The 23969-nt window shown below is 57.1% G+C and carries 23 protein-coding genes and 1 tRNA gene; 14 read left to right on the forward strand and 10 right to left on the reverse strand.

What is annotated here, in order from left to right; translation table 11 throughout:
• Positions 1–164 precede the first annotated feature (164 nt).
• Both ATHL_RS00220 and ATHL_RS00225 read right to left on the reverse strand, forming a co-directional pair.
• Positions 165–647: a hypothetical protein gene (locus ATHL_RS00220; RefSeq protein ID WP_062188722.1), complete on the reverse strand. Its 483-nt coding sequence runs from the start codon at positions 645–647 to the stop codon at positions 165–167.
• Between the two features lie 31 nt (positions 648–678).
• Positions 679–750: transfer RNA gene (locus ATHL_RS00225), tRNA-Ile, on the reverse strand.
• A 140-nt stretch (positions 751–890) separates the two neighbouring features.
• Between ATHL_RS00225 and ATHL_RS00230 the strand changes: the two genes are divergently transcribed.
• Positions 891–2468, forward strand: coding sequence for an L-lactate permease (locus ATHL_RS00230; protein ID WP_062188723.1), 1578 nt, complete (start codon positions 891–893; stop codon positions 2466–2468).
• Positions 2465–2662, forward strand: coding sequence for a hypothetical protein (locus ATHL_RS00235; protein ID WP_062188724.1), 198 nt, complete (start codon positions 2465–2467; stop codon positions 2660–2662). The genes ATHL_RS00230 and ATHL_RS00235 overlap by 4 nt, the downstream gene beginning before the upstream one ends.
• A gap of 61 nt (positions 2663–2723) precedes the next feature.
• On the opposite strand, the gene ATHL_RS00240 is transcribed toward ATHL_RS00235, so the two are convergent.
• The 7 genes from ATHL_RS00240 to ATHL_RS00265 form a co-directional block, all read right to left on the reverse strand.
• Entirely contained in the window at positions 2724–3239 is a 516-nt protein-coding gene (locus ATHL_RS00240) for a nitroreductase family protein (protein ID WP_062188725.1), read from the reverse strand.
• Positions 3236–3955, reverse strand: a complete 720-nt coding sequence (locus ATHL_RS00245; protein WP_062188726.1) for a YjjG family noncanonical pyrimidine nucleotidase — start codon at positions 3953–3955, stop codon at positions 3236–3238. The genes ATHL_RS00240 and ATHL_RS00245 overlap by 4 nt, the downstream gene beginning before the upstream one ends.
• Positions 3956–3997: 42 nt before the next feature.
• Complete coding sequence (locus ATHL_RS00250; RefSeq protein ID WP_062188727.1) at positions 3998–4723, reverse strand: hypothetical protein; 726 nt, start codon at positions 4721–4723, stop codon at positions 3998–4000.
• A 14-nt stretch (positions 4724–4737) separates the two neighbouring features.
• On the reverse strand, positions 4738–4893 hold the full coding sequence (locus ATHL_RS18690; protein WP_162787521.1) for a hypothetical protein: 156 nt from the start codon (positions 4891–4893) through the stop codon (positions 4738–4740).
• Complete coding sequence (locus tag ATHL_RS00255) at positions 4883–5509, reverse strand: MerR family transcriptional regulator (RefSeq protein ID WP_062188728.1); 627 nt, start codon at positions 5507–5509, stop codon at positions 4883–4885. Before ATHL_RS00255 ends, ATHL_RS18690 begins: the two co-directional genes overlap by 11 nt.
• Before the next feature lie 157 nt (positions 5510–5666).
• Positions 5667–7340, reverse strand: coding sequence for a DUF5666 domain-containing protein (locus tag ATHL_RS00260; RefSeq protein WP_062188729.1), 1674 nt, complete (start codon positions 7338–7340; stop codon positions 5667–5669).
• Positions 7324–7890, reverse strand: a complete 567-nt coding sequence (locus ATHL_RS00265; protein WP_162787522.1) for an RNA polymerase sigma factor — start codon at positions 7888–7890, stop codon at positions 7324–7326. Before ATHL_RS00265 ends, ATHL_RS00260 begins: the two co-directional genes overlap by 17 nt.
• 236 nt (positions 7891–8126) lie before the next feature.
• Here ATHL_RS00265 and serC point away from each other — a divergent pair, with 236 nt between their 5' ends.
• A complete protein-coding gene (gene serC / locus ATHL_RS00270) occupies positions 8127–9224 on the forward strand; it encodes a 3-phosphoserine/phosphohydroxythreonine transaminase (RefSeq protein WP_062188731.1) in 1098 nt (365 codons plus the stop codon).
• A 76-nt stretch (positions 9225–9300) separates the two neighbouring features.
• Here the strand turns inward: serC and ATHL_RS00275 are convergent, their stop codons facing one another.
• Positions 9301–10551 carry a DEAD/DEAH box helicase gene (locus ATHL_RS00275; protein WP_062188732.1) on the reverse strand — a complete coding sequence of 417 codons (1251 nt, stop codon included), beginning with the start codon at positions 10549–10551 and terminating at the stop codon, positions 9301–9303.
• A gap of 144 nt (positions 10552–10695) precedes the next feature.
• Here ATHL_RS00275 and ATHL_RS00280 point away from each other — a divergent pair, with 144 nt between their 5' ends.
• The 11 genes from ATHL_RS00280 to arfA all read left to right on the forward strand — a co-directional run bounded on the left by ATHL_RS00280 (position 10696) and on the right by arfA (position 23941).
• A complete protein-coding gene (locus tag ATHL_RS00280; protein ID WP_201797909.1) occupies positions 10696–11649 on the forward strand; it encodes a nucleoside hydrolase in 954 nt (317 codons plus the stop codon).
• A gap of 85 nt (positions 11650–11734) precedes the next feature.
• Positions 11735–12487: an ECF transporter S component gene (locus ATHL_RS00285; protein WP_201797910.1), complete on the forward strand. Its 753-nt coding sequence runs from the start codon at positions 11735–11737 to the stop codon at positions 12485–12487.
• Between the two features lie 58 nt (positions 12488–12545).
• Positions 12546–13322: an energy-coupling factor transporter transmembrane component T family protein gene (locus ATHL_RS00290; RefSeq protein ID WP_062188733.1), complete on the forward strand. Its 777-nt coding sequence runs from the start codon at positions 12546–12548 to the stop codon at positions 13320–13322.
• A gap of 13 nt (positions 13323–13335) precedes the next feature.
• Complete coding sequence (locus ATHL_RS00295) at positions 13336–14193, forward strand: energy-coupling factor ABC transporter ATP-binding protein (RefSeq protein ID WP_201797911.1); 858 nt, start codon at positions 13336–13338, stop codon at positions 14191–14193.
• Positions 14190–15038, forward strand: a complete 849-nt coding sequence (locus tag ATHL_RS00300; RefSeq protein ID WP_084001047.1) for an energy-coupling factor ABC transporter ATP-binding protein — start codon at positions 14190–14192, stop codon at positions 15036–15038. Before ATHL_RS00295 ends, ATHL_RS00300 begins: the two co-directional genes overlap by 4 nt.
• 109 nt (positions 15039–15147) lie before the next feature.
• Positions 15148–18213, forward strand: coding sequence for a glycosyl hydrolase (locus tag ATHL_RS00305; protein WP_062188735.1), 3066 nt, complete (start codon positions 15148–15150; stop codon positions 18211–18213).
• Between the two features lie 323 nt (positions 18214–18536).
• Positions 18537–18956: an alternative ribosome rescue aminoacyl-tRNA hydrolase ArfB gene (gene arfB / locus ATHL_RS00310; protein WP_062188805.1), complete on the forward strand. Its 420-nt coding sequence runs from the start codon at positions 18537–18539 to the stop codon at positions 18954–18956.
• Between the two features lie 19 nt (positions 18957–18975).
• Positions 18976–20064 carry a glycoside hydrolase family 88 protein gene (locus tag ATHL_RS00315; protein WP_201797912.1) on the forward strand — a complete coding sequence of 363 codons (1089 nt, stop codon included), beginning with the start codon at positions 18976–18978 and terminating at the stop codon, positions 20062–20064.
• Positions 20054–20827, forward strand: coding sequence for a 3-ketoacyl-ACP reductase (locus ATHL_RS00320; protein WP_084001048.1), 774 nt, complete (start codon positions 20054–20056; stop codon positions 20825–20827). Before ATHL_RS00315 ends, ATHL_RS00320 begins: the two co-directional genes overlap by 11 nt.
• Positions 20828–20835: 8 nt before the next feature.
• Positions 20836–22281, forward strand: coding sequence for an NADH:flavin oxidoreductase (locus tag ATHL_RS00325; RefSeq protein WP_236822303.1), 1446 nt, complete (start codon positions 20836–20838; stop codon positions 22279–22281).
• A 121-nt stretch (positions 22282–22402) separates the two neighbouring features.
• On the forward strand, positions 22403–23941 hold the full coding sequence (gene arfA, locus ATHL_RS19450; protein WP_272897315.1) for an arabinosylfuranosidase ArfA: 1539 nt from the start codon (positions 22403–22405) through the stop codon (positions 23939–23941).
• Positions 23942–23969: the final 28 nt, after the last annotated feature.

Here is a 23969-nt window from a genome sequence, read left to right on the forward strand (position 1 = left end):
AACGCCCCGGTCGGGCGCACAACGCCCTCACGCCGGGGCGTTGTGTTTGAGGCATTCAGTTGGATGTAGGTTTGGGAAGGTGCTACGGGGAGTATAGCACAAGGTATTACATGTTGTCAATACTTGTAATACCATAAAGTAAAAAAAAGAGCCTTTAGGCTCTTTTAAATTTGCGGTCGTAACAGTCCTGTTTTTGGTTTATATGGAAGGCCTTTACTATCAAACAACCATTTCCCTTGTCCCTTCCGTTGTTTATATATCTCAGCACAATAAGCCACGTCTTGCTCATTGAGGAATATTTTTTCACCACCAGATACTACTGCTCGCCTTATTTCTGTAATAATACCCTTCTTGTACCAGCGAAATAAAGTGACTTGTGGAATATTGTATTTAGTTGCCGCCTCTGATAAGCCTATTTCAACATTATTCAGGTATGCGTACTTTTTCCACTCCGGCAAATCCTCTTTGCGGAGGCCTTTTTCCTGGATAGCTTCACCTCGCACTTCATCTTCGTTCACGACCATTTCTCCCGCGATCACTCCCGCCCTGATTTTACCTTTCTCAATCAGGGCCCGCAAGCGAGCCTCGTCCAGCCCGTACTTGCGGGCGGCTTCGGAAACCGGGAGAAACGTGGGGAGTGTAACCATAACCTGCCTCCATTAACAGGACACGGACGAGTGGGCCCGGCAGGGTTCGAACCTGCGACCAAGCGGTTATGAGCCGCGCGCTCTGCCACTGAGCTACGGGCCCTGGAAGGGCGATCATCTGATAAAGAACCGCGCGCTCAGCTCCCTGAGGGGATTCTCTTTACAAATTATAACATCAGATCACTCTCTGTAGCCCCGAAAATTTCAGACGCTTCTCTCGGAGTGCGTAGTATAATACCGCCCATGCCTCTCAACTTGCTTACATGGCTGCTGGCATTTTCGCCGGTGATTATTGTGCTTGTGCTCATGCTCGGTCTTCGTTGGGGGGGGAGTAAGGCGGGGGCCATTGCCTGGTTTGTTGCCGTTCTGGTGGCGTTTTTCTTTTTCGGCGCGAATCTACGCCTGATCGCGTACACGCAGGCCAAAGCCATTCTGCTCAGCCTGGATGTCCTCTATATTATCTGGACGGCTCTTCTGCTTTATCATATTGCCGATGAATCGGGCACGGTGCGCATGATCGGTACCATGCTCCCGGCCCTCACCCCCGACCGCACCATGCAGGGTCTGTTGCTCGGATGGTTGTTTGCTTCCTTTCTGCAGGGCATGGGAGGGTTCGGCGTACCAGTGGCGGTCTCTGCACCGTTGCTGGTAGGGCTGGGGTTCTCGCCGGTGCAGGCAGTGTTAATGTCCTGTATCGGGCATGGCTGGGCGGTTAATTTTGGATCGCTGGCCACTTCTTTTCAAACCCTGCTGGCCGTAACCAATCTGCCGGGTACATTGCTCGGGCCGCCTTCAGCTGTGTTGCTGGGCATCTCTGCCCTGCCCTGCGGCCTGATTGTGGCTTTCATCGGCGGGGGATGGCAGGGGGTCAGGCGTACTTTCCCGGCGGTGTTGTTGCTGAGTGTGGTGATGGGCCTGACGCAATATGGGCTGGTGGTGGCCCGGGTGTGGACGCTGGGGGCAACCGGGGCTGCGCTGGTCGGGCTGGTGGTGGGTTTTGCGCTCACCCGCCTGCCAGCTTATCGCCAGACCAACGGGCAAAGCCTGACTTCCCAGGTAGATGAAAATGGTCGGCGGAGATCGTTGCCCGTAGCCTTCTCGGCATACGCCATTCTGGTCGTCCTGGCTTTTGGCATTAACCTGATTGAACCTTTACGGGCATTTCTGGACCGCTTTCAATTTACCCTGCAATTCCCCGAACTGCGCACCGCACTCGGCTGGGTTAACCCGGCGGAAGCCGGACGAAAAATTGACCTTCTGGGGCACCCGGGAGCGGTCTTGTTTTATTCATCCTTGCTGGCAGCGCTTATTTACCAGCGGGCGGGGTATTTCCGCCCTGGGGCATGGAAGCGTATTCTCACCCCGGTGTTGCGTGGAGCGGTCAATTCCAGTCTGGGAATCGTCGCCATGGTGGGAATGGCGGTGATCATGTCGAACACGGGAATGACCAACTTGCTGGCTGAAGGGTTGAGCCGGAATTTTGGGGCGGAGTTTTATCCCCTGGTGGCACCATTCCTGGGGGCACTGGGGGCATTTATCACAGGGAGTAATAACAACTCGAATGTGTTATTTGCACTGTTGCAGATGCGCACCGCTGAACTGCTCAAATTGAGTGTGCCACTGATCCTGGCGGCACAGACGGCGGGAGGGTCGCTCGGCTCTATCATGGCACCGGCCAAGGTGATCGTTGGATGCTCTACGGTGGGGCTGGGAGACAACGAGAGTGTGGTAATGCGCCCAATTTTATTCTACGGCCTGTTACCTGTGGCCGGAGTAGCCCTGCTCACGGTCCTTTTTCTCTGGCTTGGGGTGTGGTCATGAACGGAGTTCCGCCCAATTCCAATTCTTCGTGGCGTAAGAAATACCGGCTTCAGGTGCAATTGGTGGCATTGATCCTGGCAGTAACAGCGAGTTTTGGGCTCTATACCGCGGCCCAGAACGGGGATTCATTCTGGAGCGGGGCGTGGTTGGCAACGCTCGCTCTCAGTATGTTGCTTACTGGCCTGGTGGGATAAGTAAGATACCATGCTCTATATAATTCAGAAAGCGGGTGCCAGAGGGGCACCCGCTTTGAGATTAGTATTGTTCCCAGTGCACTCTGTCTTCGCGGTATTGGGTACGCGGAGGCTTCTCTTCTGCGGGGTAGCCCACGAGAATGACCCCCAGGGGAATCACCCCCTCGGGCAGGCCAAGGACTTTCTGCACTGCCTGGACACGTTCAGTCACGGGATACACACCCGTCCAAACGGTTCCAAGCCCCAGGCCGGTAGCGGCGATGAGCAGGTTTTCGGTGGCGGCGGAACAATCCTGCACCCAGTAACTGCCGGTTGGTTCATTCTGCGCGCGTTCGGGCACCCCGCAAACCACAATCGCGGCGGGGGCGTTGTATCGCGCGTAGGGTAGCACGGCCTGGAGTTCAGCCATACGTTCGGGGCGGGTGACGACTACAAACTCCCAGGGCTGCTTGTCGACGGCAGAGGGCGCTGCCATGGCGGCGCGTAACAGGTCTATGAGAAGTTCGCGGGGCACGGGGCGCGGTTGATACTGGCGAATGCTGCGCCGGGAAAAGATAAGCTGCAAAACGTCTTTCATGGTTCCCTCCCTTGTGATGAATGATTAACCTGGCCGTTGAGCAGGGCAGGTAATTCTTCCAGATGATGAATTTCGAACCTGGCCGGATACAGAGGCTGAGGTGGCAGGTAGCGCGGGTTGTACCAGCAGGCATCCAGACTGTACTGCAAAGCTCCCTGAATATCGGAAGTCAGGCCATCCCCGATGACCAGGGCTTGCTCCCGGGGGGGATTTCCCAGCTGAGCGAAGAGCGCATCGAAGAAGGCCGGATCGGGTTTGGCCGCACCAATTTCTTCAGAGATGGCGATAACTTCAAAAAAACGAGCCATTCCGGCGCGTTGCAGGCGCGGGCGCTGTACATCTTTGAGGCCGTTGGTGATGAGTGCCAGCCGGTAGACTGGCTTGAGAGCCTGCAAAGTTTCAACGGCGCCGGGCATCAGATCGGTGCCGTGAGAAAGGTTGAGGAGATAGCATGTAGAAAATTCGAGCGCGTCGGCGTGAACCTCGATGGCCTCCAGAAGGCGCGCGAAACGTTCGACGCGGAGGCGTTCAGCAGAAATTTTCCCGGCCTCGAATGCTTCCCATACCTCCGCGTTGAAGCGGCGGTAGAGAGACCCGTAGGCCGGCTGGTATGGGATATTTAATTGCCGAAAGGTGGCCAGGAGGGCCTTTTCTTCGGCCCTGTCGTAATCAAAAAGCGTGCCGTCGGCATCGAAAAGTAACCAGGTATAGGGCATGAGGTAATTATAACCAGAAGCGCCCCTCCCTGGAGATGGAAATCATCCCGGCGAAACGGTCTGGTGAGTGACGTTCCTTCTGACCGGATCGATTTGCCGGGTGGCCAGAAGGAATCCGGTAAACATCACTGCGGCACCGATTAATTCAGAAAGATACAGCGCATCTACCAGCCCGGCTTTGACCAGTGACCCTGCCATGGCCGGAGAGAGTGCTCCCGCGGCGATGAGGATATTTCCGAGCACGCGGTTGAAGAGCACCTGCTTTCTCCAGAAAAGAAATGCCGAGTAAATGGCGCCGCCGACCATGGCCAGTGTGCCATAAATATTCAACAGGATGGTCAGAGCGGTGATGATTCCACTGCGCACCAGAATCTCTTTATATTGACTGGATACAGGCAGGGCGGGTTGAAACGACCCTGCTGCCGAGGTGATGGGCGCCGCGGCCAGGAAAAGCACCGCTGCCAGTGAAACTACTCCCAGGGCCAGAGTCAGCCCGCGGGCGATTCCCGCACGGCGCACGAGCAGGTGGATGGTGCCCTGCCCGAGCCAGGCTGCGGTCAGCATGGCACCCGAAAGGTACCACAATTTAAGCACCAGAGGGTTGAAACTGATGGAGAGGAGCACTTCCGAGAGCGTGCCGAGGCCATACAGGAATAACCCGATGGACCAGAGTAAAAGATGGAGGCCACGTCGATTCAGATAGCGGAGAAAAACGGCGACGGTGAAGGCGAAAGTAACTGCAGTTGAGGCGAGGGGTAAGGGGTTCATGCAACCTCCATGGGTTAAGGATTGGGGGTGAGACCGGTAACCGAACCTATCACGATGGCGAGGGTGAGAAGTAACCCCAGGGTAAGAATCCCCAGGAAGACGGGTATGAGCCAGCGGCTCACGCCTGAGGCTTTAAAGCGATGAGAGCGGCGCGGGGGTTCAGGGAACATGTCGTTCGCGTTGGTCATAATGATCCAGAATGGCAATCAATACCTGATCCGAAAAATGAGAAAACCTTTGCAGTAAAGCATTCCAGGCGACCGGCGAGGTGATACAGGCAGATTGATAGGCCTTTCCCAGGGCTTCGAGCACCTGTTGCCGGAAAAAGAGAAAGACCTGGGCGGCTTCTTTGACCGTCAGACCCAGCCTGCGGCAGTGTACCGCATATTCAAACCCAAGTGCACCCGCCTGAGCTACTGATTCTTCCCCTTCTACCGTCAGGTAAGCTACCAGCGTGCGTGCCAGGTTCCGGCCACTTTCCCGAAAGTACGCCCGGGTACCGGTGTCCATGCGAAGGAACCAGGTTTCCTTCTCCAGCGAGAGTTCCTGAATCTGCAATCGCACTGAACGGAGAATTTCTTGCAGGAGGTAAGAGGTATCTATGGCCTCAGCACTGATGCGCGACTTTTGCCACAGTTCGATTTCGCTCAGCAGATAGCGGCGATGACCTCCACTGGTCAGGTGGACGGGGAGTTTCCCTTCATTGGACCACTTTCGCACCGTACTGGTGTGCACCCCCAGCAGGGCTGCGGCATCACTGAGGCTTAACCATCGTTGATCTGACATTGTCATCCAGGTCAGGCAAATTGACCCTCATTGTATCGCTGATAAATCAGAGTTCAATGTAGATTTCTACAGATTTGGATGAGAAGTTATTAATAAAAAGCACGCCCGGTGGTGCATTACCGGGCGTGCGGTTTCTATCTACTGGAAGCCCTGAAGATTACGGTTTCTTGTTGGGTTTGGGCTTCTGAGTGGGCTTCTCACGAGGCGGTTGGGCGGTGGATTGGGCTTCAAGGGCCTTTTTAATGTTGCCCCAGCCCATGCCTGAAGCGCGCATGGCGAACACTTCGGTGACGGGTTTGCCGCTCTGAATGGCCAGCTCGTAGGCCAGATCAATTTCGCCAAAACCATAGCCCTGGCAGAACCAGCTCATGATCTCATTGTAAGAGACGCCCCAGCGGGCTGCGAGTTTCAAGCCTTCTGGATGTTGCCATGTTCCATTCTCACAACCGGCGCGGTTACTTTCCAGGGTGGGTTCGGGGGTCAGGGTGGGTGTGGCTTCAGGAGTTTCGGTGATTTCAGGTGTGGGAGCCTCAGAACCTTCGGGAGTGGGAGTTTCGGACTCTTCGGGGGTGGGGCTTTCTTCTGCCGTGGAGGTTGGGGTAGGTGTGGGGTGCTCTTCGTTTTCCAGCGCCTCAATTTCCTTAGCCAGCCATGAGCCATCGGGCTGGATGAGGTAGTTCACGCTAACCACGTCCCCAACTGAAAGATCGCCATCGATTTCTGTTTCGTGGTTGACCAGCACGGTCTTGCCGCCGATGATCCAGCTGGAATCGCCGATGGACTCAATGACCCCTGTGAACCGCAGTTTCACCTGCTCGTTCTTGGCGTAAGTGACTCGGTCGGCCAGGTAGGTTCCATCCGGGAGAATGCGGCCGCGAATGACAACCCAGTCGCCCGGCTGGAAGCCAGTGGTCAGGGACGAAGCTACAGTAACAGGGGTGCCGCCCACCACCCAGCTTTCGCCCTCCATGGATTCGATCGGCCCTTGAATGTAGAAGGCGTAGGAGGGATCTTCGGGAGTGCTCTGAGGCTCTACCAGTGTGGCCTGCCCGGCGGTCAGGAAGACCGTCGCTCCCTGCTGGGAGACTGCCACTTTACCGTGATCCACGCTGTAATAGACACCATCTGTGGGATCGACATCTACCCCAAAGACGGTACCATGCACCTCAGCCATACCTGCAGGTGTTTCCACCCGGTAGAAGGCATTTTTGTTTTGGAAGGGAACGACCCGGTGATCGGTCTGGCCGTAAAGCTGACGCAGTTGTACTTTGAGAACCTTTCCCCAACTACCGGAAAGGGCCTCGATGAGCACAGCAGAGTCCGCCTCAAGCAGGGTCTGGCTGCCTTCAAAGTAGACCAGCCGGGCGCTTGAATCGGGCCGGGTGCGTACCACTTCACCCTGATGGATGGATTGACCCTCGGTGGCAATCGTCCAATCTCCGGCTTCTGGCGACGAGGCTACCTCAACCACACCTTGAACATCGGTGAGGGTGGCGGCGCGGGCACTGGCAGGCGCACGGAAGACCAGCACCGCCAGCAGGGCGAGAAGCGCCACCCCTGCCAGTCCCAGAGAAGTGGCCATGCGGGGCCATTTCAGTGAGCGATGGGTGGCCTGCCCTTTTTTCGCGGTATTCAGCACACGTTGTCGTTGTGCGTGGGCTGATGCCGGTTGTAACCGGGGGTGATCGAGGTTGCGGATGGCGGCAGCGGTTTGCACCAGAGACGCCAGTTCGTGGTTATCCGGGGGAAGAGATGCCAGCACCTGATCCAGGGGCTGGCCCGAGTCCAGTTGACGCAGGGCTTCTTCGAGCAAGCTATCGGTTTGATCCATGGTTTTCCTCCATCGATTCGAGGAGCGTGCGCAGATTGATGAGTGCCCGCCGCTGGAGGCCTTTGATGGCATCTTCGCTTCGATGCAGGGCGGCGGCTACTTCGGCGAGGGGCATTCCTTCCACAAAGCGCATGAGCACCACATCGCGCTGATCATCAGGCAGGCGAGAGAGAGCCTGGCGCAGCAGTTCGCCGGTGAGCTGGCGCTGAGCAACATCTTCGGGGTGCTCACCGTCTGCAGGGAAAACCTCTTCCAGGGGTTGGACGGGGCGGTTGCGATTGCGCCGGTAATGGTCAATGGCCAGGTTGCGGGCGATCTGGAATAACCAGGTGCGAAACGAAGCCGTACCCACCCTGAAGTTCGGAAGTGCCTCCAGCATTTTGAGGAAGACATCGCCGGTGAGGTCTTCGGCTGCCCGCAAGTCTCCGGTGCGATAAGCCAGGTAGCGAAAAATGCTCTGGTAATGGCGCTCGTAAAGCTGGCCGGTGGCTTCGGTGCTGCCACGTTGTGCCCGGGTGACGAGGTCGGGAAGGGTTCTGGTCTCGATCAAGGTGCGCGAATCCTCAAGGTTTCTTATAGATTCAAACGCAGGACGGAGGAAAAAGAGTCGTGTGTGAACAAATTTCAGCGGGTGTGCGGTGGGTTCGTTGAAAAAGACCGAAAAAACAGGTATCGAATCGGTCAAAAATGGGTTATGATCATATCATCATTTTTCGCAATGTTCATTGTAAACCCAGATTCGCCCGTTCAGGGAAGACCTCATCCTATCTCTCAAGAGGTGAAAATATGAGCCCCATTAAGCGCGTCCATAATTTCAATGCTGGACCATCGATCCTTCCGCTGCCCGTTCTGGAAAGGGCCCAGGCCGAACTGCTGGATTATGCGGGTACGGGTATGTCGGTCATGGAAATGAGTCATCGCTCCAAAGAATTCGAGGCCATTATTCAAACGGCCGAGGCCGATCTGCGCGAGCTGATGGGTATCCCGGCAAATTATAAAGTGATGTTCCTGCAGGGTGGCGCGAGCCTGCAATTTGCCATGGTGCCGATGAATTTGCGCCCTGCGGGTGCCTCGGCTGATTATATTGTCACGGGTTCGTGGAGCCGCACTGCCATGAAAGAAGCCGCCAAGCTCGGTGCGGTACGCACAGCTTTCAATGGAGAAGGGGAAAATTACACCCGTCTTCCGGCTGAAGGGGAGCTCTCTTTTGATCCGAAGGCGGCGTATGTGCATTTTTGCCATAACGAGACGATCCACGGCGTGGAGTTTAAGAGCGAACCGGCGGTTCCCGAGGGCGTGCCGCTGGTGTGTGATATGTCTTCCGATTTTTTAAGCCAGCCGGTGGATGTTTCTAAGTATGGGCTGATTTACGCCGGCGCGCAGAAAAACGCCGGCCCCGCAGGGGTGACGATTGTCATCATTCGTGAGGATTTGCTGGCGCGCGTGCCCGGCAACCTGCCCGCTCTTCTCAACTACCAGGTGATGGCCGAGAGTGGTTCTCTGCACAATACACCGCCCTGCTTTGCTATTTATATGGTGGGGCTGGTGTTGAAGTGGTTGAAAGACCTGGGCGGTTTAAACGCCATGTATGAGATCAACCGGGAAAAAGCCGAGATGATTTACAAAGCCATTGATGGGAGCGGCGGCTATTACCGCGGCCATGCCGTGCCAGAGGCGCGCTCGATCATGAATATTCCTTTCCGTATGCCCAGCGAAGAACTTGAAGACCTCTTTGTCAAGGAAGCCAAGAAGGCAGACCTGGTGGGGCTTAAGGGGCATCGCTCGGTAGGCGGTTTGCGCGCTTCGATCTACAACGCGCTACCGGTGGAGTCGGCCCGTGCTCTGGTCGAGTTCATGGCTGATTTTCAGCAGAAGCACGGATAAACTGATCTGTGAAATGTGAAAACGGGGTTTGCGCCATTGAAACGCAAACCCCGTTTGATTTAAGCAGGTGAGACGATCAGTTCCATCGACTGCGGCTGGTTTTACCGACCGGGCGGTGGTTGTAGGGCTGTCTGCCGCTGGGCGGTGTGCTCCGGCGCGTGGCCGATGGCCCTTTGTCCTCACGGCGCGGGGCGGGTGGGTTGAGGGGCTGCGGCTCGAATCCGTCCAGCGTGCGCCTTTCGAGAGGACGACCGATCAGGCGTTCTATGGAGCGCACCATGGGGGTGTCTTCAGGGGTGACGAGGGAATACGCTGTACCATGGTGAGCCATGCGGCCGGTACGGCCAATGCGGTGGGTGTAAGCGTCAGTAGTATCGGGAAGATCAAAGTTGATAACATATGCGATCTGCGATATGTCGATCCCGCGGGCGGCAATATCGGTGGCTACCAGCACACGCACTTTCCCGTTGCGGAACCCTTCCATGGCTTCCTGCCGGCGGCTCTGCGATAGATTGCCCTGTAACGAGGCGGTAGCGAACCCTTCGCGGGCGAGTACTTCGGCCAGTTTACTGGCGCGATGTTTGGTGCGGGTGAAGACCAGCACCTGCCCATCGCCCGACTGGTGTAATAAAGCTTTGAGTAATTCCACCTTATGGGCCTGCTCTACCGGATAAATGGCATGGCTGACCGATTCTACCGGGCGAGAAGCGCCGATCTCCACGGTTACCGGCTGTTTGAGGATGTCTCTGGCAAGCGAACGGATTTCGTCGGGCATGGTGGCAGAGAAGAGCAACGTCTGATGGTTGGCGGGCAGCGCGGCGAGGATGCGCCGGATATCGGGCAGGAAGCCCATATCAAACATCATATCGGCTTCGTCGATCACCAGTACCTCGACCGTGCTGAGGTTGACCACTTTCTGGTTCATCAAATCCAGTAAACGCCCGGGACAGGCTACGGCAATCTCAATTCCACCCCGCAGGGCTCGAATCTGAGGGACAGGGCTGACCCCGCCGTAGATTGTCTGACTGCGCAGGCGGGTCTGTTGCCCCAGGGTGTGGATGGCGGTGTGGGTTTGCTGGGCCAGTTCACGGGTGGGAGAAAGAATGAGCGCGCGGAGCTGTCGGCGCGGGCCGTGCATCAGGCGTTCGAGAATTGGAAGCACGAAGGCGGCCGTTTTGCCGGTGCCGGTTTGAGCCAGGCCCAGCACATCACGCCCCTCCAGAATGGGAGGTATACTGCGCATTTGGATTGAGGTGGGAGTGGAGTAACCAACAGCACGGATGCCCGCGTGAATCTGCGGGTGAAAAGCAAAAGTATCGAAGTTCAAAAGAGGTCCTTTAGGCAAAATTGAGCCAAGGCGAACCTCAGCCCATCCCCGTCGAAAGAGATAAAAACTATCTGATTTCGCGCGGATGAGTCAGTATATCATAGAAATTTCGATTTGGGGAAAGATTGTGCTAGAATGATGTGCATGGCCTCCCGTCGAATCCTGATAGATACGGACCCGGGTATTGATGATGCACTGGCGATTTTGCTGGCGCTGGCATCCCCTGAGGTGCAGGTAGAAGGCCTGACGGTGGTGCATGGGAATTGCTCCAGCTGGCAGGGGGCGCAAAATGCCCTCGCTGTGCTTGAACTGGCGCATGCGGCTGAAATTCCGGTGGCAGTTGGCTGTGATCGCCCTCTGGTGCAGCCCTCTTTGCTTGCCCCCGAAACGCACGGTGAAAGTGGGCTGGGATATGCCCGCCTGCTCGCTCCGGCTACCCCGCTCCATCCCATGCACGCGGTTGATTTCTTAATCGAACGGTTGCTGGCCGCCCCCGGGGAGATTACCCTGGTGTGTATTGGGCCGCTGACCAACCTGGCGCTGGCGATGCGCCGCGAACCACGTATCATTCCGGCCATTGCCGAATTGATCATCATGGGTGGGGCGATTCGTCATCAGGGGAATACCACCCCTCTGGCGGAGTTCAATGTGTACGTCGATCCTCACGCGGCACACATTGTTTATCACAGTGGCGTGCCCCTGACTCTGGTTCCCCTGGATGTCACCTATCAGTGTATCCTTACCCCGGGTGACGTGGCGCGCCTGCTCAAAATTGCTTCTCCCATTCCGCGATTTATCGCCGATGCCACTCGCTTTTATATGGAGTTCCACGACGCCTACCAGAAGATCGAGGGCTGTGTCATCAACGATCCACTGGCGCTGGCGCTCCTTTTTGCGCCGGAGCTGTGTGTGTACGAAGAACACTTCGTGGATGTGGATATTCAGGGGGGCGTTTCCATGGGGAAGACGTTTGCCGACTTTTACCGCATGACCGGAAACCCACCCAACATGAAGGTGGCACTTGGTGTGCGTGGAAGGGATTTCATCGAGCTTTTCATCGAGCGCATGGAACAGTTGAGCAGAAAAATCGCCGACTGAGTGGCGTGACTCTGGGGTGATTTACGGGTTTTTTTCCATAACCGGTCTGTTCTTCCGTTTTTTTTCCTTTTTTCAGGAGGGCCTCATGAAATTGCTCGAGTCGATTAAAAAGGACTTCAATACGATGACCTGGGTGCTCATCCCGGTGGCGATTGCCATCAATGTGGTCATCGGGCAAATTGTGGTTTTGCTTAAATTGCCAGTGTTCCTGGATTCCATCGGCACCATGCTGGTGGCGGTGGTTTGCGGGCCGTGGGCGGGTGCACTTACGGGAACCCTTTCCAACATTATCTGGGGTCTGGCGATTGATCCCAGTGCGTTTCCGTGGTTCCCGGTGGCACTTTTCATCGGTTTTGTCACCGGATGGTGCGCACAGGGCGGTCTGTTCCGCAACACCTGGAAGGTGGCCATTACCGGTTTCATCGTGGCGCTCACTGCGGCCGCGGTTTCGACGCCGATCAGCGTATACCTCTACGGAGGAATCACGGCCAGCGGTTCCAGCATCATTACAGCGTATCTGCTGCAGACCGGGCGCGATTTACTCACCTCGGTGCTCAGCACCAACTTCCTGGTAGAGCCGGTGGATAAAATTTCCACGGCTTTCCTGGCTTTTGCCATCCTCCGCGGGCTATCAGCGCGGTATCTTGCCCGCTTCCCACGTGCCGGGAATGCCACCCCTGAGAAGGATGATCGGCGCGCGCTGTTCATCGGTGTGGGCATCTTCGTTGTCCTGGCTATTCTGGTTGCCAATCTGATTAACCCGGCTTTCCTCTGGATCGGTCTGGGGGTGGCCGTGGTGGTGATTGGGGTGGGTCTCCTCTCTTCTCGCATTCGGTAGGGAAAGGTCTGCGTTGCGGGGGGCTGACTCCTTTTAAAGCCCCCCGCAGAGGTTTCTCATGCGCGAACGGCTCTCGTTCTATATTCAACGCCACAGCCCTATCCATCGCCTGAACCCGTTCACAAAGCTCACACTGGCCTTCGCGCTGGTGTTGATTTCTTTTTTCAGCCCGTGGTACTGGACGGCCCTTTGCCTGATTCTGCTGGTGATTTTCCCACTGGCGATCATCGGGCGGGTGGGGCGGGAATTTTTTGCCGCGGCGCTTCGTCTGCTTGTGCCAGTGACCGGTTTTATCTTCCTCATGCAGAGCCTTTTCTTGCCCGGCGGAGAAACGGTGCTTTTCCGGTTCTGGTTCCTCAGGGTGACGCTGGAAAGCGTTGCCAGAGCTTTTTTAATTTCCATGCGCATTTTTGGAATGGTCTCGTCTTTCATCTTGTTTTTACTCACCACGCATCCCAGTGAATTAATGACCGACCTCACCCGCCGGGGCTTACCGGGAACGGTCGCTTATGTGATTATTTCCACGCTGCAGATTCTTCCGCAGATGCAGGCCAAAGCACAGACGATCATCGCCGCCCAACGTTCGCGCGGTTTGGCGGTGGAAGGGTCGTTCATCCGCAGGGTGCGGGCGCTGGTGCCGCTGGTAGGGCCGCTGGTTTTTGGTTCGCTGGTGGAGGTGGAGGAACGTGCCATTGCCATTGAAGCGCGGGCTTTTTCTGCAACCGGGCCGAAAACTTCTTATCGTGAGATTGACGACACCCCCTTTGACCGTACTGTACGCTGGTTAATGGTGGCGCTGGTGGTGCTTTCTCTGGCGGCACGGTTCTTTGGCTGAGGGAGGACAGTTCTTGGTTATTGTCGATTTGCAGCACGTCACCTATCGGTATCCGATGACCGAACAATCGGCACTGGAGGATGTTTCTCTGCATATAGAAGAAGGGGAGTTCGTGGCCGTTATTGGCCCCAATGGTGCGGGAAAATCAACCCTGTGTTATACCGTGGCCGGTTTCATTCCCCACTTTTTTAAGGGGGAACTGGAAGGCACGGTGGAGGTGGCGGGTGTAGAAAGCCGCCAGGCCAGCCTGGAACAGCGGGTGCGCAGTGTGGGGCTGGTTTTCCAGAATCCGTTCAATCAGATTTCGGGCGCAAAATATACGGTTTTTGAAGAAATTGCCTTTGGTCTGGAGAATCTGGGGGTGAGTCGAGCGGAGATGCCCGCGCGGGTGGAGCAGGTCATGGCTCTGACTGGCATCACCGATCTGGCGGAACGATCGCCTTATGCTCTTTCGGGTGGTCAACAGCAACGGGTGGCGCTGGCTTCAATCCTGGTGATGGAGCCGAAAGTGCTGGTGCTGGATGAGCCGACCTCTCAACTCGACCCGGTTGGTACGCGCGAGGTCTTCGGGGTGATCCGAAACATGGCTCTGAGGGGGATGACGGTATTAATGGTGGAGCATAAACTGGAATGGGTGGCCGCCTTTGCCGACCGGGTCATCGCCCTCGAAAACGGGCGTATTCTTGCCGAAGGCACCCCCGCCGAAGTGCTTACCGACGAACGTTTGCTGGAGCACCATTTTGGCTTCTCGCGTTATACCCTGGCTGCCCGTGAAGGCAGAAAAGAGGCCCTTTGGCCGCCTGACCGGCGCCTTCCGGTGACGCTGGATGAGGCAGAGACGGGCTTTCGCGAAGGACTGAGAAGGCCATGAACATTGAAGTCGAAGATCTTCACTTCAGTTATCCCGGTGGGGTAGAGGCGCTCCGCGGCATCACCCTGCGCATAGAGGGTGGCGAGCTGGTGGCGATGGTGGGGCAGAACGGATCGGGGAAAACCACCCTGGTGAAGCATTTCAACGGGCTATTACAGCCATCTCGTGGTTGTGTGCGGGTGGGCGACTGGGATACCCGTACGGTTTCGGTGGCTCGCCTGGCCTCAAGGGTGGGTTATGTATTTCAGAACCCGGATGATCAGCTTTTCTGCAAAACCGTGGCTGAAGAAGTGGCCTTTGGGCCGCGTAACCTGGGGTATGCCCCGGAGAAGGTGGAACAACTTGTTCGCCGTGCCCTTGCATGGACCGGACTCACCGGGCGAGAAGGTACCAACCCCTATGATCTTTCTCCCACCTGGCGAAAAATGGTTGCCCTGGCGGCGGTGCTTTCGATGGATACCCCGGTTGTGATCTTTGACGAACCCACTACCGGCCAGGACTGGCAAAGTGTGGCGCGCATGGCCAGGGTCATCGCGATGCTGAGAGAAGAGGGGAAGACGGTGATCACCATCACCCACGACATGGATTTTTGCGCCGAGAACTTCACGCGGGTCATTGCACTGGGGGGCGGGCAGGTGCTGCTGGATGGCCCCGCGGATGAGGTGCTGGGAGAAGCCGAAATCCTGGCGCAGACGTTTGTGGAGCCTCCACAACTGGTGCGGCTGGCCAGACGGTTGGGATGGAAAGAGACCCCTCTCACCATCCCGGTTTTTCTGGATGCCTGCCGCCGCTCTGTGCGAAAAGAGGACGGCGCGGATGGAGCGGAGAGAAGGTTCGATACCTGAATAGGCTCTTTCCTTTTTAAGCCTGTAGTACACTTTAAACGGGAAAAGTTCACATTCCTGAATCACCGACATCACTGTGTTAAGGTTGTACTTCACAGGAGTTAACCCCATGGAACAGATTCGTAAAGATTTCTTGACCCCTCCTGCTACCTTTCGAGGGGCGCCTTTCTGGTCGTGGAATGATCGCCTGCAGGTGGATGAGCTGGTACGGCAGGTGCAGGATATGAAAGCCCATGGTATGGGCGGGTTCTTCATGCATTCACGAGAAGGGTTGGAGACCCCTTACATGGGCCCGGAATGGATGGAGTGCATTCGCCAGACGGTGCAGGCGGCTCGGCAGGCCGGGATGTATGCCTGGTTGTACGATGAAGACCGCTGGCCTTCGGGCTTTGCGGGGGGGCTGGTGCCGGCGCGCGGCGGCGATGCCTTCCGGGCAAAGATTCTCTCGGTGGAAGAATGCTCCAGCCTTCCCCCCGATGCGGATGAGGCGCTGGCGCTTTTTGCGGCAGTGATTGATGGAAGTGAAATCAGAGCCGCCCGCAGGTTGACTTCAGCGCAGGAACAGCTTCAGCCGGGTGAGGTGGCTTTGATCTTCCGGCGCGAGATTTCGGGCCCGAGTGAGTGGTTCAACGACGATGCCTATGCCGATAACCTCAACCCCGATTCGGTGGCGGCATTTCTGGACATCACCTACGAGGCTTATCGGAAAGAGGTCGGTGAGGAATTTGGCCGGGCGGTGCCGGGGATTTTCACCGATGAGCCGAATATTTTCAGCCACCATTCACCGGCCGGGCGGCGGGCGCTTCCCTGGACAGATGGTCTGGTGGAGATGTTCCGTGAGCGCCGCGGCTGGGACCTGCTGGATGGTCTCCCCTGGCTTTTTTACGATGGTGAACCGGCCGCCAGGGTTCGGCATGACTTCTGGTATACGATCAGCCAGCGTTTTACCGAAGCCTATTCCAGACAACTGGGGGAGTGGTGCGAGGCCAACGGGCTGGCATTTACCGGTCATTACCTCAACGAGGCCGAAATGGGGCACGGTATTTTGCGGGGCGGGGCGATCATGCCGCATTACCGTTACCAGCAGGTGCCCGGGATTGACATGCTCACCGAGCAAAACCACGAGTTCATCACCATTAAGCAATGCAGCAGTGTGGCCAATCAATTTGGGCGGCGCCGGGTGCTCTCTGAAACGTATGGCTGTTCGGGCTGGGAGTTCACCTTTGAAGGGCAGAAGTGGAATGGTGACTGGCAATACGTGCTGGGGGTGAACCTGCGCTGTCAGCACCTGGCGCTGTACTCCCTGCGCGGCTGTCGCAAGCGGGATTACCCCCCGTCCTTCAACTACAACACCACCTGGTGGGAATACAACGGGGTGGTTGAAGATTACTTTGCCCGCCTGGGGAGTATTTTAAGCAGGGGCCACGCCGTGCGCGATGTGCTGATGATCCATCCGGTATCGACGGGTTGGATGATGCTGGGCGAGGGGGAAGAACGGGTGCAACAGGTGAACGCCTTTGGTGAACGGTTGAATACCTTTGTTCAGGCTCAGCTTGCCACGCATTACGATTTTGACTTCGGCGATGAGCAGATCATGGCTACCGATGGGATCGTGGAAGGGAACCAGATTGGCGTGGGCCGGGCTCGTTATCGGGTGGTTGTCATCCCCCCCGAAACCAGAACTCTGCTGCCTTCCACGGTGGCATTGCTCACCCGCTTCCTGGATGCTGGCGGTGCAGTGCTGGGTTTTGAACCCCTGCCCGATTGTGTGGGTGCTGTTTCTGACCCACACCTTGCAAAATTATGGCAAAAGCCCGGGGTGACCGTGCTGAAAACCCCTGCTCAACTCAACCGTGCTCTCGAGGCGCTCCTTCCGCGGCGGATTTTGCTGGTGACCCCTCAGGGCCAGCAGGCCGCCCGCCTGCTCACCATGCAACGTAAAATGGAAGAGGGAATGGCTTTCTTTGTGGTCAATAATGACCGCCACCAGAGCTACCGGGTGAGTGTGGCGCTGGAAGCGGGAGAGTTTGTTGAGGGGTGCCTGGAAGAGTGGGACGCTCTCACCGGTGAAACGCGCCCTGTGGAGGCGACTCTGCGTGATGGGATGTTCCACTTTGAAGCCGAATTTGCCCCGGCGGGTTCGCGGTTGTATATGATCTCGCGCTCTCCAGCCGGAGCGACCCGGCCCGGTGAGGGAGCGCGTCGGGGTGATGTACGGCAGGTGCAAACACCGGCGCGTGTGTGCTATGCCGGGCCATCGTTTGAGTTCAGCCGCACCGATCCCAACCTGCTCACTCTCGATTTCTGCCAGTGGCGGGTGAAGGGTGAAGCATGGTCTGAACTGATGCAGGTGTGGCAGGCGCAGGACGAGTTGCGCCGCAGACTGGGTATGCGTTCAATTTATTACAACGGCCTTCCTCAGCGTTACCGCTGGGCGCTGAACCCTCACCCTGGTGATGGAACGCCCATGGAGATGCGGTTCACTTTCAAGGTTGAGGTTGTACCGCAAAAGCCGGTGTATTTGCTTCTGGAGAGGGCCGAACTCTTTGAGATCATGCTGAACGGCCAGCCTGTCTCTGCCAGCTCTGTGGGATGGTACCTGGATCGTGCCTTCAAGAAAGTGCTTCTTCCGGCACTGCAAAAGGGAGACAATGAGCTGGTGATCTCCTGCAGTTACACTCAATCCATGGAGCTGGAAGACTGTTACCTGCTGGGCGATTTTGGTGTTTCACTCGACCGGGTGATGGTTGCTGAACCGGAACGGCTGCACACCGGGGATTGGACTGCCCAGGGGTACCCGCACTACGCCGGCGGGATGATTTACCATGCCCGCGTGGAATTTTCTCCCGGAGAGCGCGTATTTCTCCACCTTGGACCCTTCAGCGGGGTGCATGTGGTGGTGCACGTCAATGATCAGAAGGTGGGGCATATTCCGTGGCGGGCGGCGAACGGACTGGAACTCACCCGCTTCCTTCAGCCCGGAGAAAACCGGGTTGGGATCGAGGTGGTCAGCAGCCCGCGCAACATGCTGGGCCCACTGCACCGTGCCCCTGAACATGAACCCTGGACGGACTGGCGATCCTTCCGGCGCACGGATGAAAGCTTCACTCCGGATTACGTGTTCTGGCCGTGGGGATTGACCGGGCAGGTGCGTTTTATTGTTCAAAGATCATAAGTTCCGCAGGATGGGTGATGGCGGGGAGAAATTCCTGAACGAAGCCATCATCCATCCCGGGCAGGAACAAGATCAATATCGAGGGGCTTCTCTGACCGGTACGCTTTGCGAGCCGCCCCGTTGAGACGGGTTTTTCTTCTGCACTGGCGCTTTGCCTGTGGATGAAAAAGGTAGCGCTGGTATGGGCATATCTGCGCGAGCAGATCAAGATGGGTGACCTTTATGCCATGCTGTTCACCAGTGCCATCGCCGAAGGAAAACGCAGAAGCGGAGACCGCAAAAGTAGTTGGAGAAATAGAAGCCTTTGTTGCTATACTTTGCTTATGATTGAGGTGAGTCCTTCGATAAAACTGGACGAGAGCGAATTGCAGTTCGACTATATCCGCGCCCCTGGCCCCGGCGGGCAAAATGTGAATAAAGTTTCCAGCGCGGTACAGCTTCGGTTTCATGTAATTCGTTCTCCCTCTCTGCCGCCTGAAGTAAAGGAACGGTTAGCGCGCCTGGCAGGACGAAAGATGAATGATGCGGGGGTGTTGATCATCGAGGCTCATGCCTATCGCACCCAGGAGCAGAATCGCGCCGATGCCATCCGGCGGCTGGTAGCGCTGATTCGAAAAGCCAGCCAGGTTCCCCGGGTTCGGAAACCCACGCGGCCGTCAGGCGCCGGGAGAGCCCGCGAAAAAGCCCATCGCAGTCGGATCAAAGCCATGCGCCGGCTTGATCTCCATGACTGGGAAGAATGAACCGGGAGGTGATGAGGAGATGAGGCAGAGATTGGAAAGAGTGTTTCTCTGCGCGGCACAAAAACTCCGCCGTCTGGTGAGGGAACATCCCGATCAATTTCCTATGTACACCACCGGCGGGAAGTGGGACTTCAGCGGTGAGGTGTGGACCAACTGGTGCGAGGGGTTCCCTGGAGGGCAGTTCTGGCTGCTCTACCAGCATACCAGTGAGCCTGAATGGCGCAGGCTTGCTGAACATTATGCGCGGCTCATCGAAGGACGAAAAACCGACCGGAACGTACACGATCTGGGCTTTCTGTTCTGGCCAACCTGGAAACCCTGGTATGACCTGACCGGAGACCCGGAACATCAGGCGGTGCTCATCGAAGCCGGACAGACGATGGGGTTGCGCTATCGCGAGAAGGGACAGTATTTGCATTCTTTCCTGGCTGAAAACAGCCTGTTTATCGATATCATGATGAACGTTGGGATCGTGTTTTACGCCGCCCGGCAGACAGGGGATACGGCGCTGGAAGAGAAGGCGCTCCGTCACTGCCTGACCACCCGCCGAACCCTGGTGCGCGGTGACGGCTCTACTGCCCATGAGGGTATCTTTGACCCGGAGACGGGAGAATTCCTGCGGCAGTCAACCCAGCAGGGATGGCGGAGTGACTCGAGCTGGGCAAGGGGGCTTGCGTGGGCGCTGTATGGTTTTGGCACCGTTTACGGCCTTACGGGTGATCCCCGTTTTTTAGACACAGCTGAAGCCTGTGCTCGTTATTATATGGAGCGAACCCCCGCGCATGGCGTCCCGCCGAATGACTGGGATGAACCCGATCCGCTCTATCCTTATGAAAGTTCGGCGGCGGCCATTGCGGCGAGTGGTCTGCTTCAACTGGCCGGGCTGAGCCCTGCGCGACGGCCTGCCAGCGTCTACCGGGAATATGCCTTGCAAATTCTTGATACATTGTGCGAGCCCGAATTTCTGGCCCTTGAGGAACGTGAATGGGACGGGGTGCTCAAACACGGCATTTACCATCTTCGCAAAGGGCTGGGCGTGGATGAATCGGTCATGTGGGGAGATTATTTCTTCCTTGAAGCCTGTTTCAGGGTGCTGCATGGAGATTAAATCGGCACTGGTAACCGGTGGAAGCCGTGGTATTGGCCGCGCAATTGTTCTGGCGCTGGCTGCCCGTGGCTGGCAGGTGGTGTTCAGTTACCTTGCGCATGCAGAGGCCGCTGAAGAGACGCGCCGCGCCGCCGTAAATGGAGGAGGGCGGGCGCTGCCGGTGCAGGCGGATGTCTCCGAAGAGACCGGGCGAGAGCACCTCATCCAGACGGTGCTGGATTCTTTCGGAAGGGTGGATTTGCTGGTCAACAACGCCGGAATAGCCCCGCGTGTACGCACCGACCTGCTGGAGGTGAGTGAAACCAGTTATGATGAGGTGATGACCACCAATCTCAAAGGGCCGTTCTTCCTCACCTGCCGGGTGGCGCGCGTGATGATGGCTCAGGCAGACCGGGAAGATGGCCTCACCCCGGCGATCATCAATATCGGCTCGATCTCGGCGTATACCTCCAGTGTGAACCGGGCCGAGTATTGCCTCTCGAAGGCCGGAATGGCCATGATGACCCGTCTTTTTGCCGACCGCCTGGCGGAGGAGGGCATCAGAGTCTATGAGGTGCGCCCCGGCATCATTGCTACCGAGATGACCGCCGGGGTGCGGGAAAAATATGATCGGTTAATCGACGGAGGGCTGCTCCCCTTGCGCCGCTGGGGACAACCCGATGATGTGGCGCGGGCGGTGGTCATGCTGGCCGAAGGTGCCTTACCCTACTCCACCGGTGAAGTCATTAATGTGGATGGTGGTTTTCATCTGCGGCGTCTGTAATTACTGTCATGCGTGGAGATGAAAATATGCCCTATCCGAAGATTGCATCTTTGCGTAAACCGGCGGCTTTTCTGGCGCGGCTGGAGGAACTCGGATTGGAACTGCCCTTTGACGAGGTGATCGAGCCGGCGCCGGCTTCACCCCTGGCCCGGCCTCTTCAGGTAGATGGCCTGGAGGTAGGCAATCGGTTTTGTGTGCTGCCCATGGAAGGGTGGGACGGTACCCCGGAGGGGCGACCCACGCAGCTCACGCTGCGCCGCTGGCGCCGCTTTGGTCAAAGCGGGGCAAAGCTGATCTGGGGTGGTGAGGCGGTTGCCATTCGCGCAGATGGGCGTGCCAACCCCAACCAGCTGATGATTCATCGGGAGACCCTGGCCGATTTAGAAAATCTGCGTAAAGAACTGGTAACCGCGCATGAGGAAGCATACGGTTCACGGGCCGGGCTGGTGGTGGGTTTGCAGCTGACTCACTCCGGGCGTTATGCCCGCCCTCAAGGCAAACCCGCGCCGCGCCTTGCTTACGATCATCCTCTGCTCAATGAACGGGTTGGGTTGCCTTTCCCATCACGGAATGTGATGAGCGATGATGAGGTGGATGAGATCATTGAAGATTTTATTCGGGCGGCCGTGCTGGCTGAAGAAGCAGGCTTTGATTTTGTGGACATCAAGCACTGCCACGGGTATTTACTGCATGAATTTCTGAGCGCAGTTGACCGTCCCGGGCGGTATGGGGGCAGTCTGGAAAACCGCACCCGCCCGGCGCGTGAAATCATCCGCGGAATCAGACAACGGGCGCCCGGTCTGCGGGTGGGGGTACGGCTGAGTGCGTTTGATTTTTTACCCTTCCAGCCCGGGCCTGAGGGGACGGGTACGCCCATGCCATGGCAGGGGGTTTACCCTTATGCTTTCGGGGGAGATGGCACAGGGCTTGGTATTGACCTGCGGGAACCGGCGGCCTTTCTTTCCATGTTGCAGGCGTGGGGGGTCAGACTGATCTGTATCACTGCTGGCAGTCCGTATACCAACCCGCACATCCAGCGTCCGGCGTATTTTCCGCCCTCCGATGGCTATCAGCTTTTCGAGGACCCGCTGGTGGGCGTTGCCCGTCAGATACAAGTCACAGCGGCCCTCAAGGCGAGTTTTCCCGGATTAACCATGGTGGGGTCGGCTTATTCGTACCTGCAGGAATATATACCCCATGTGGCGCAGGCCGTGGTGCGCCGTGGCATGGCCGACCTGGTGGGGCTGGGCAGGTCAATGCTGGCGTATCCACAGCTCCCGGCAGACGTGCTTTCGGGTCGGGGAGTACAGCGCAAATATCTCTGCCGCACGTTCAGTGATTGCACCACCGCCCCACGGCACGGGCTGGTCTCTGGCTGTTACCCGCTGGATGATTTTTATAAGTCGCGCCCGGAGAATGAGCTTCTCAATCAGATCAAGTATCCTCAGGGATGATCTCAGCGGTGGCAGGCAGCCGTTCTGACCCTGAAAGCCTTTGGAGCGGCGTGGGGCGAAAGGATGATACGGCATTTTCGTGAACGTTATCGCTCTGTTTGGGGCGTTTTATCATATAATCATGATCAGAATCCCAACTCGAGGTAAACCCATGGAACATAAAGCAATCCTTACCCTGCATGAAGAGTTCGCCATCGGCGAGGTTGACCCGCGCCTGTACGGCTCGTTTATTGAGCATCTGGGGCGGGCGGTGTATGGCGGTATTTATGAGCCGGGGCATCCTGCGGCCGACGAGCAGGGCTTTCGTGGCGACGTGCTGGAACTGGTGCGTGGCCTGAATACACCCATCGTGCGTTATCCTGGCGGAAACTTCGTTTCGGGCTATAACTGGGAAGACGGTATTGGCCCGAAAGAAAAACGACCGCGCCGCCTGGAGTTGGCCTGGCGAAGTGTAGAAACCAACCAGGTGGGAGTGGATGAGTTTGTAGACTGGTGCCGTAAAGCGGGGACGCAGGTGATGATGGCGGTGAACCTGGGTACGCGCGGGCCAGAAGAGGCTCGAAACCTAGTAGAGTATTGCAATCATCCGGGCGGCACGGCCTGGAGCGACCTGCGCCGCGCCAATGGTCATGCTGACCCGCATAACATCAAGGTGTGGTGCCTGGGAAACGAAATGGATGGCCCGTGGCAGATCTGTCATAAAACGGCGGAAGAATACGGACGGGTGGCCTGCGAAACGGCCAAGGTGATGAAATGGACCGATCCAAACCTCGAGCTGGTAGCCTGTGGCAGTTCAGGCAGTGGTATGCCGACCTTCCCGGCCTGGGAAGCCACTGTTCTCGATCACACTTATGAGCATGTGGATTACATTTCTCTGCATACTTACTACGGTAATCAAAAGAACGATACCCCAAACTTCCTGGCTAAATCGCTGGACATGGATCACTTCATCCGCAGTGTGGTTGCCACCTGTGATTATGTGAAGGCCAAGAAACGCAGTAAGAAAACCCTTTACCTGAGTTTCGACGAATGGAATGTATGGTTCCATTCCCATGAAGCGGACAGGAAAATGGAACCCTGGCAGGTAGCCCCGCCGCTCCTGGAAGATGTGTACACCTTCGAGGATGCGCTTCTGGTAGGCTGTATGCTGATCACCCTGATTAAACATGCCGATCGGGTGAAGATGGCCTGCCTGGCGCAGCTAGTCAATGTGATTGCCCCCATCATGACCGTCAATGGTGGCGGCGCCTGGCGGCAAACGATTTATTATCCCTTCCAGCACGCTTCCCTGTTTGGGCGCGGCACGGCGTTGAATTTAAACGTGCGCAGTCCGCACTACATCGATGCTGAATTCGGCGAAGTGCCCACGCTGGAAGCCGTGGGGGTGTTCAACCCGCAGAATGATGAGATTACCCTCTTTGCCGTCAACCGTGACCTGGAGAAATCCCTCCCGCTGGAGAGCGCCGGGCAAGATCTCAGCGGTTATCGGGTCAAAGAGCACCTGGTCATGGTTCACCCGGATCTCAAGGCCGTGAACACACTGGAGAATCCCAACAATGTGGTTCCCACGCGGCGTGAAGGCGCCCATATTGCCGGTGGGAAGCTTTCGGCAGAACTGCCAGCTGCCTCCTGGAATGTCATCCGGCTGGCAAAGATTTAATCCATAGTATGTACAGGCGAGGCCTTTG

The sequence above is a fragment of the Anaerolinea thermolimosa genome (assembly GCF_001050195.2).
In the GTDB taxonomy this organism is placed as follows: domain Bacteria; phylum Chloroflexota; class Anaerolineae; order Anaerolineales; family Anaerolineaceae; genus Anaerolinea; species Anaerolinea thermolimosa.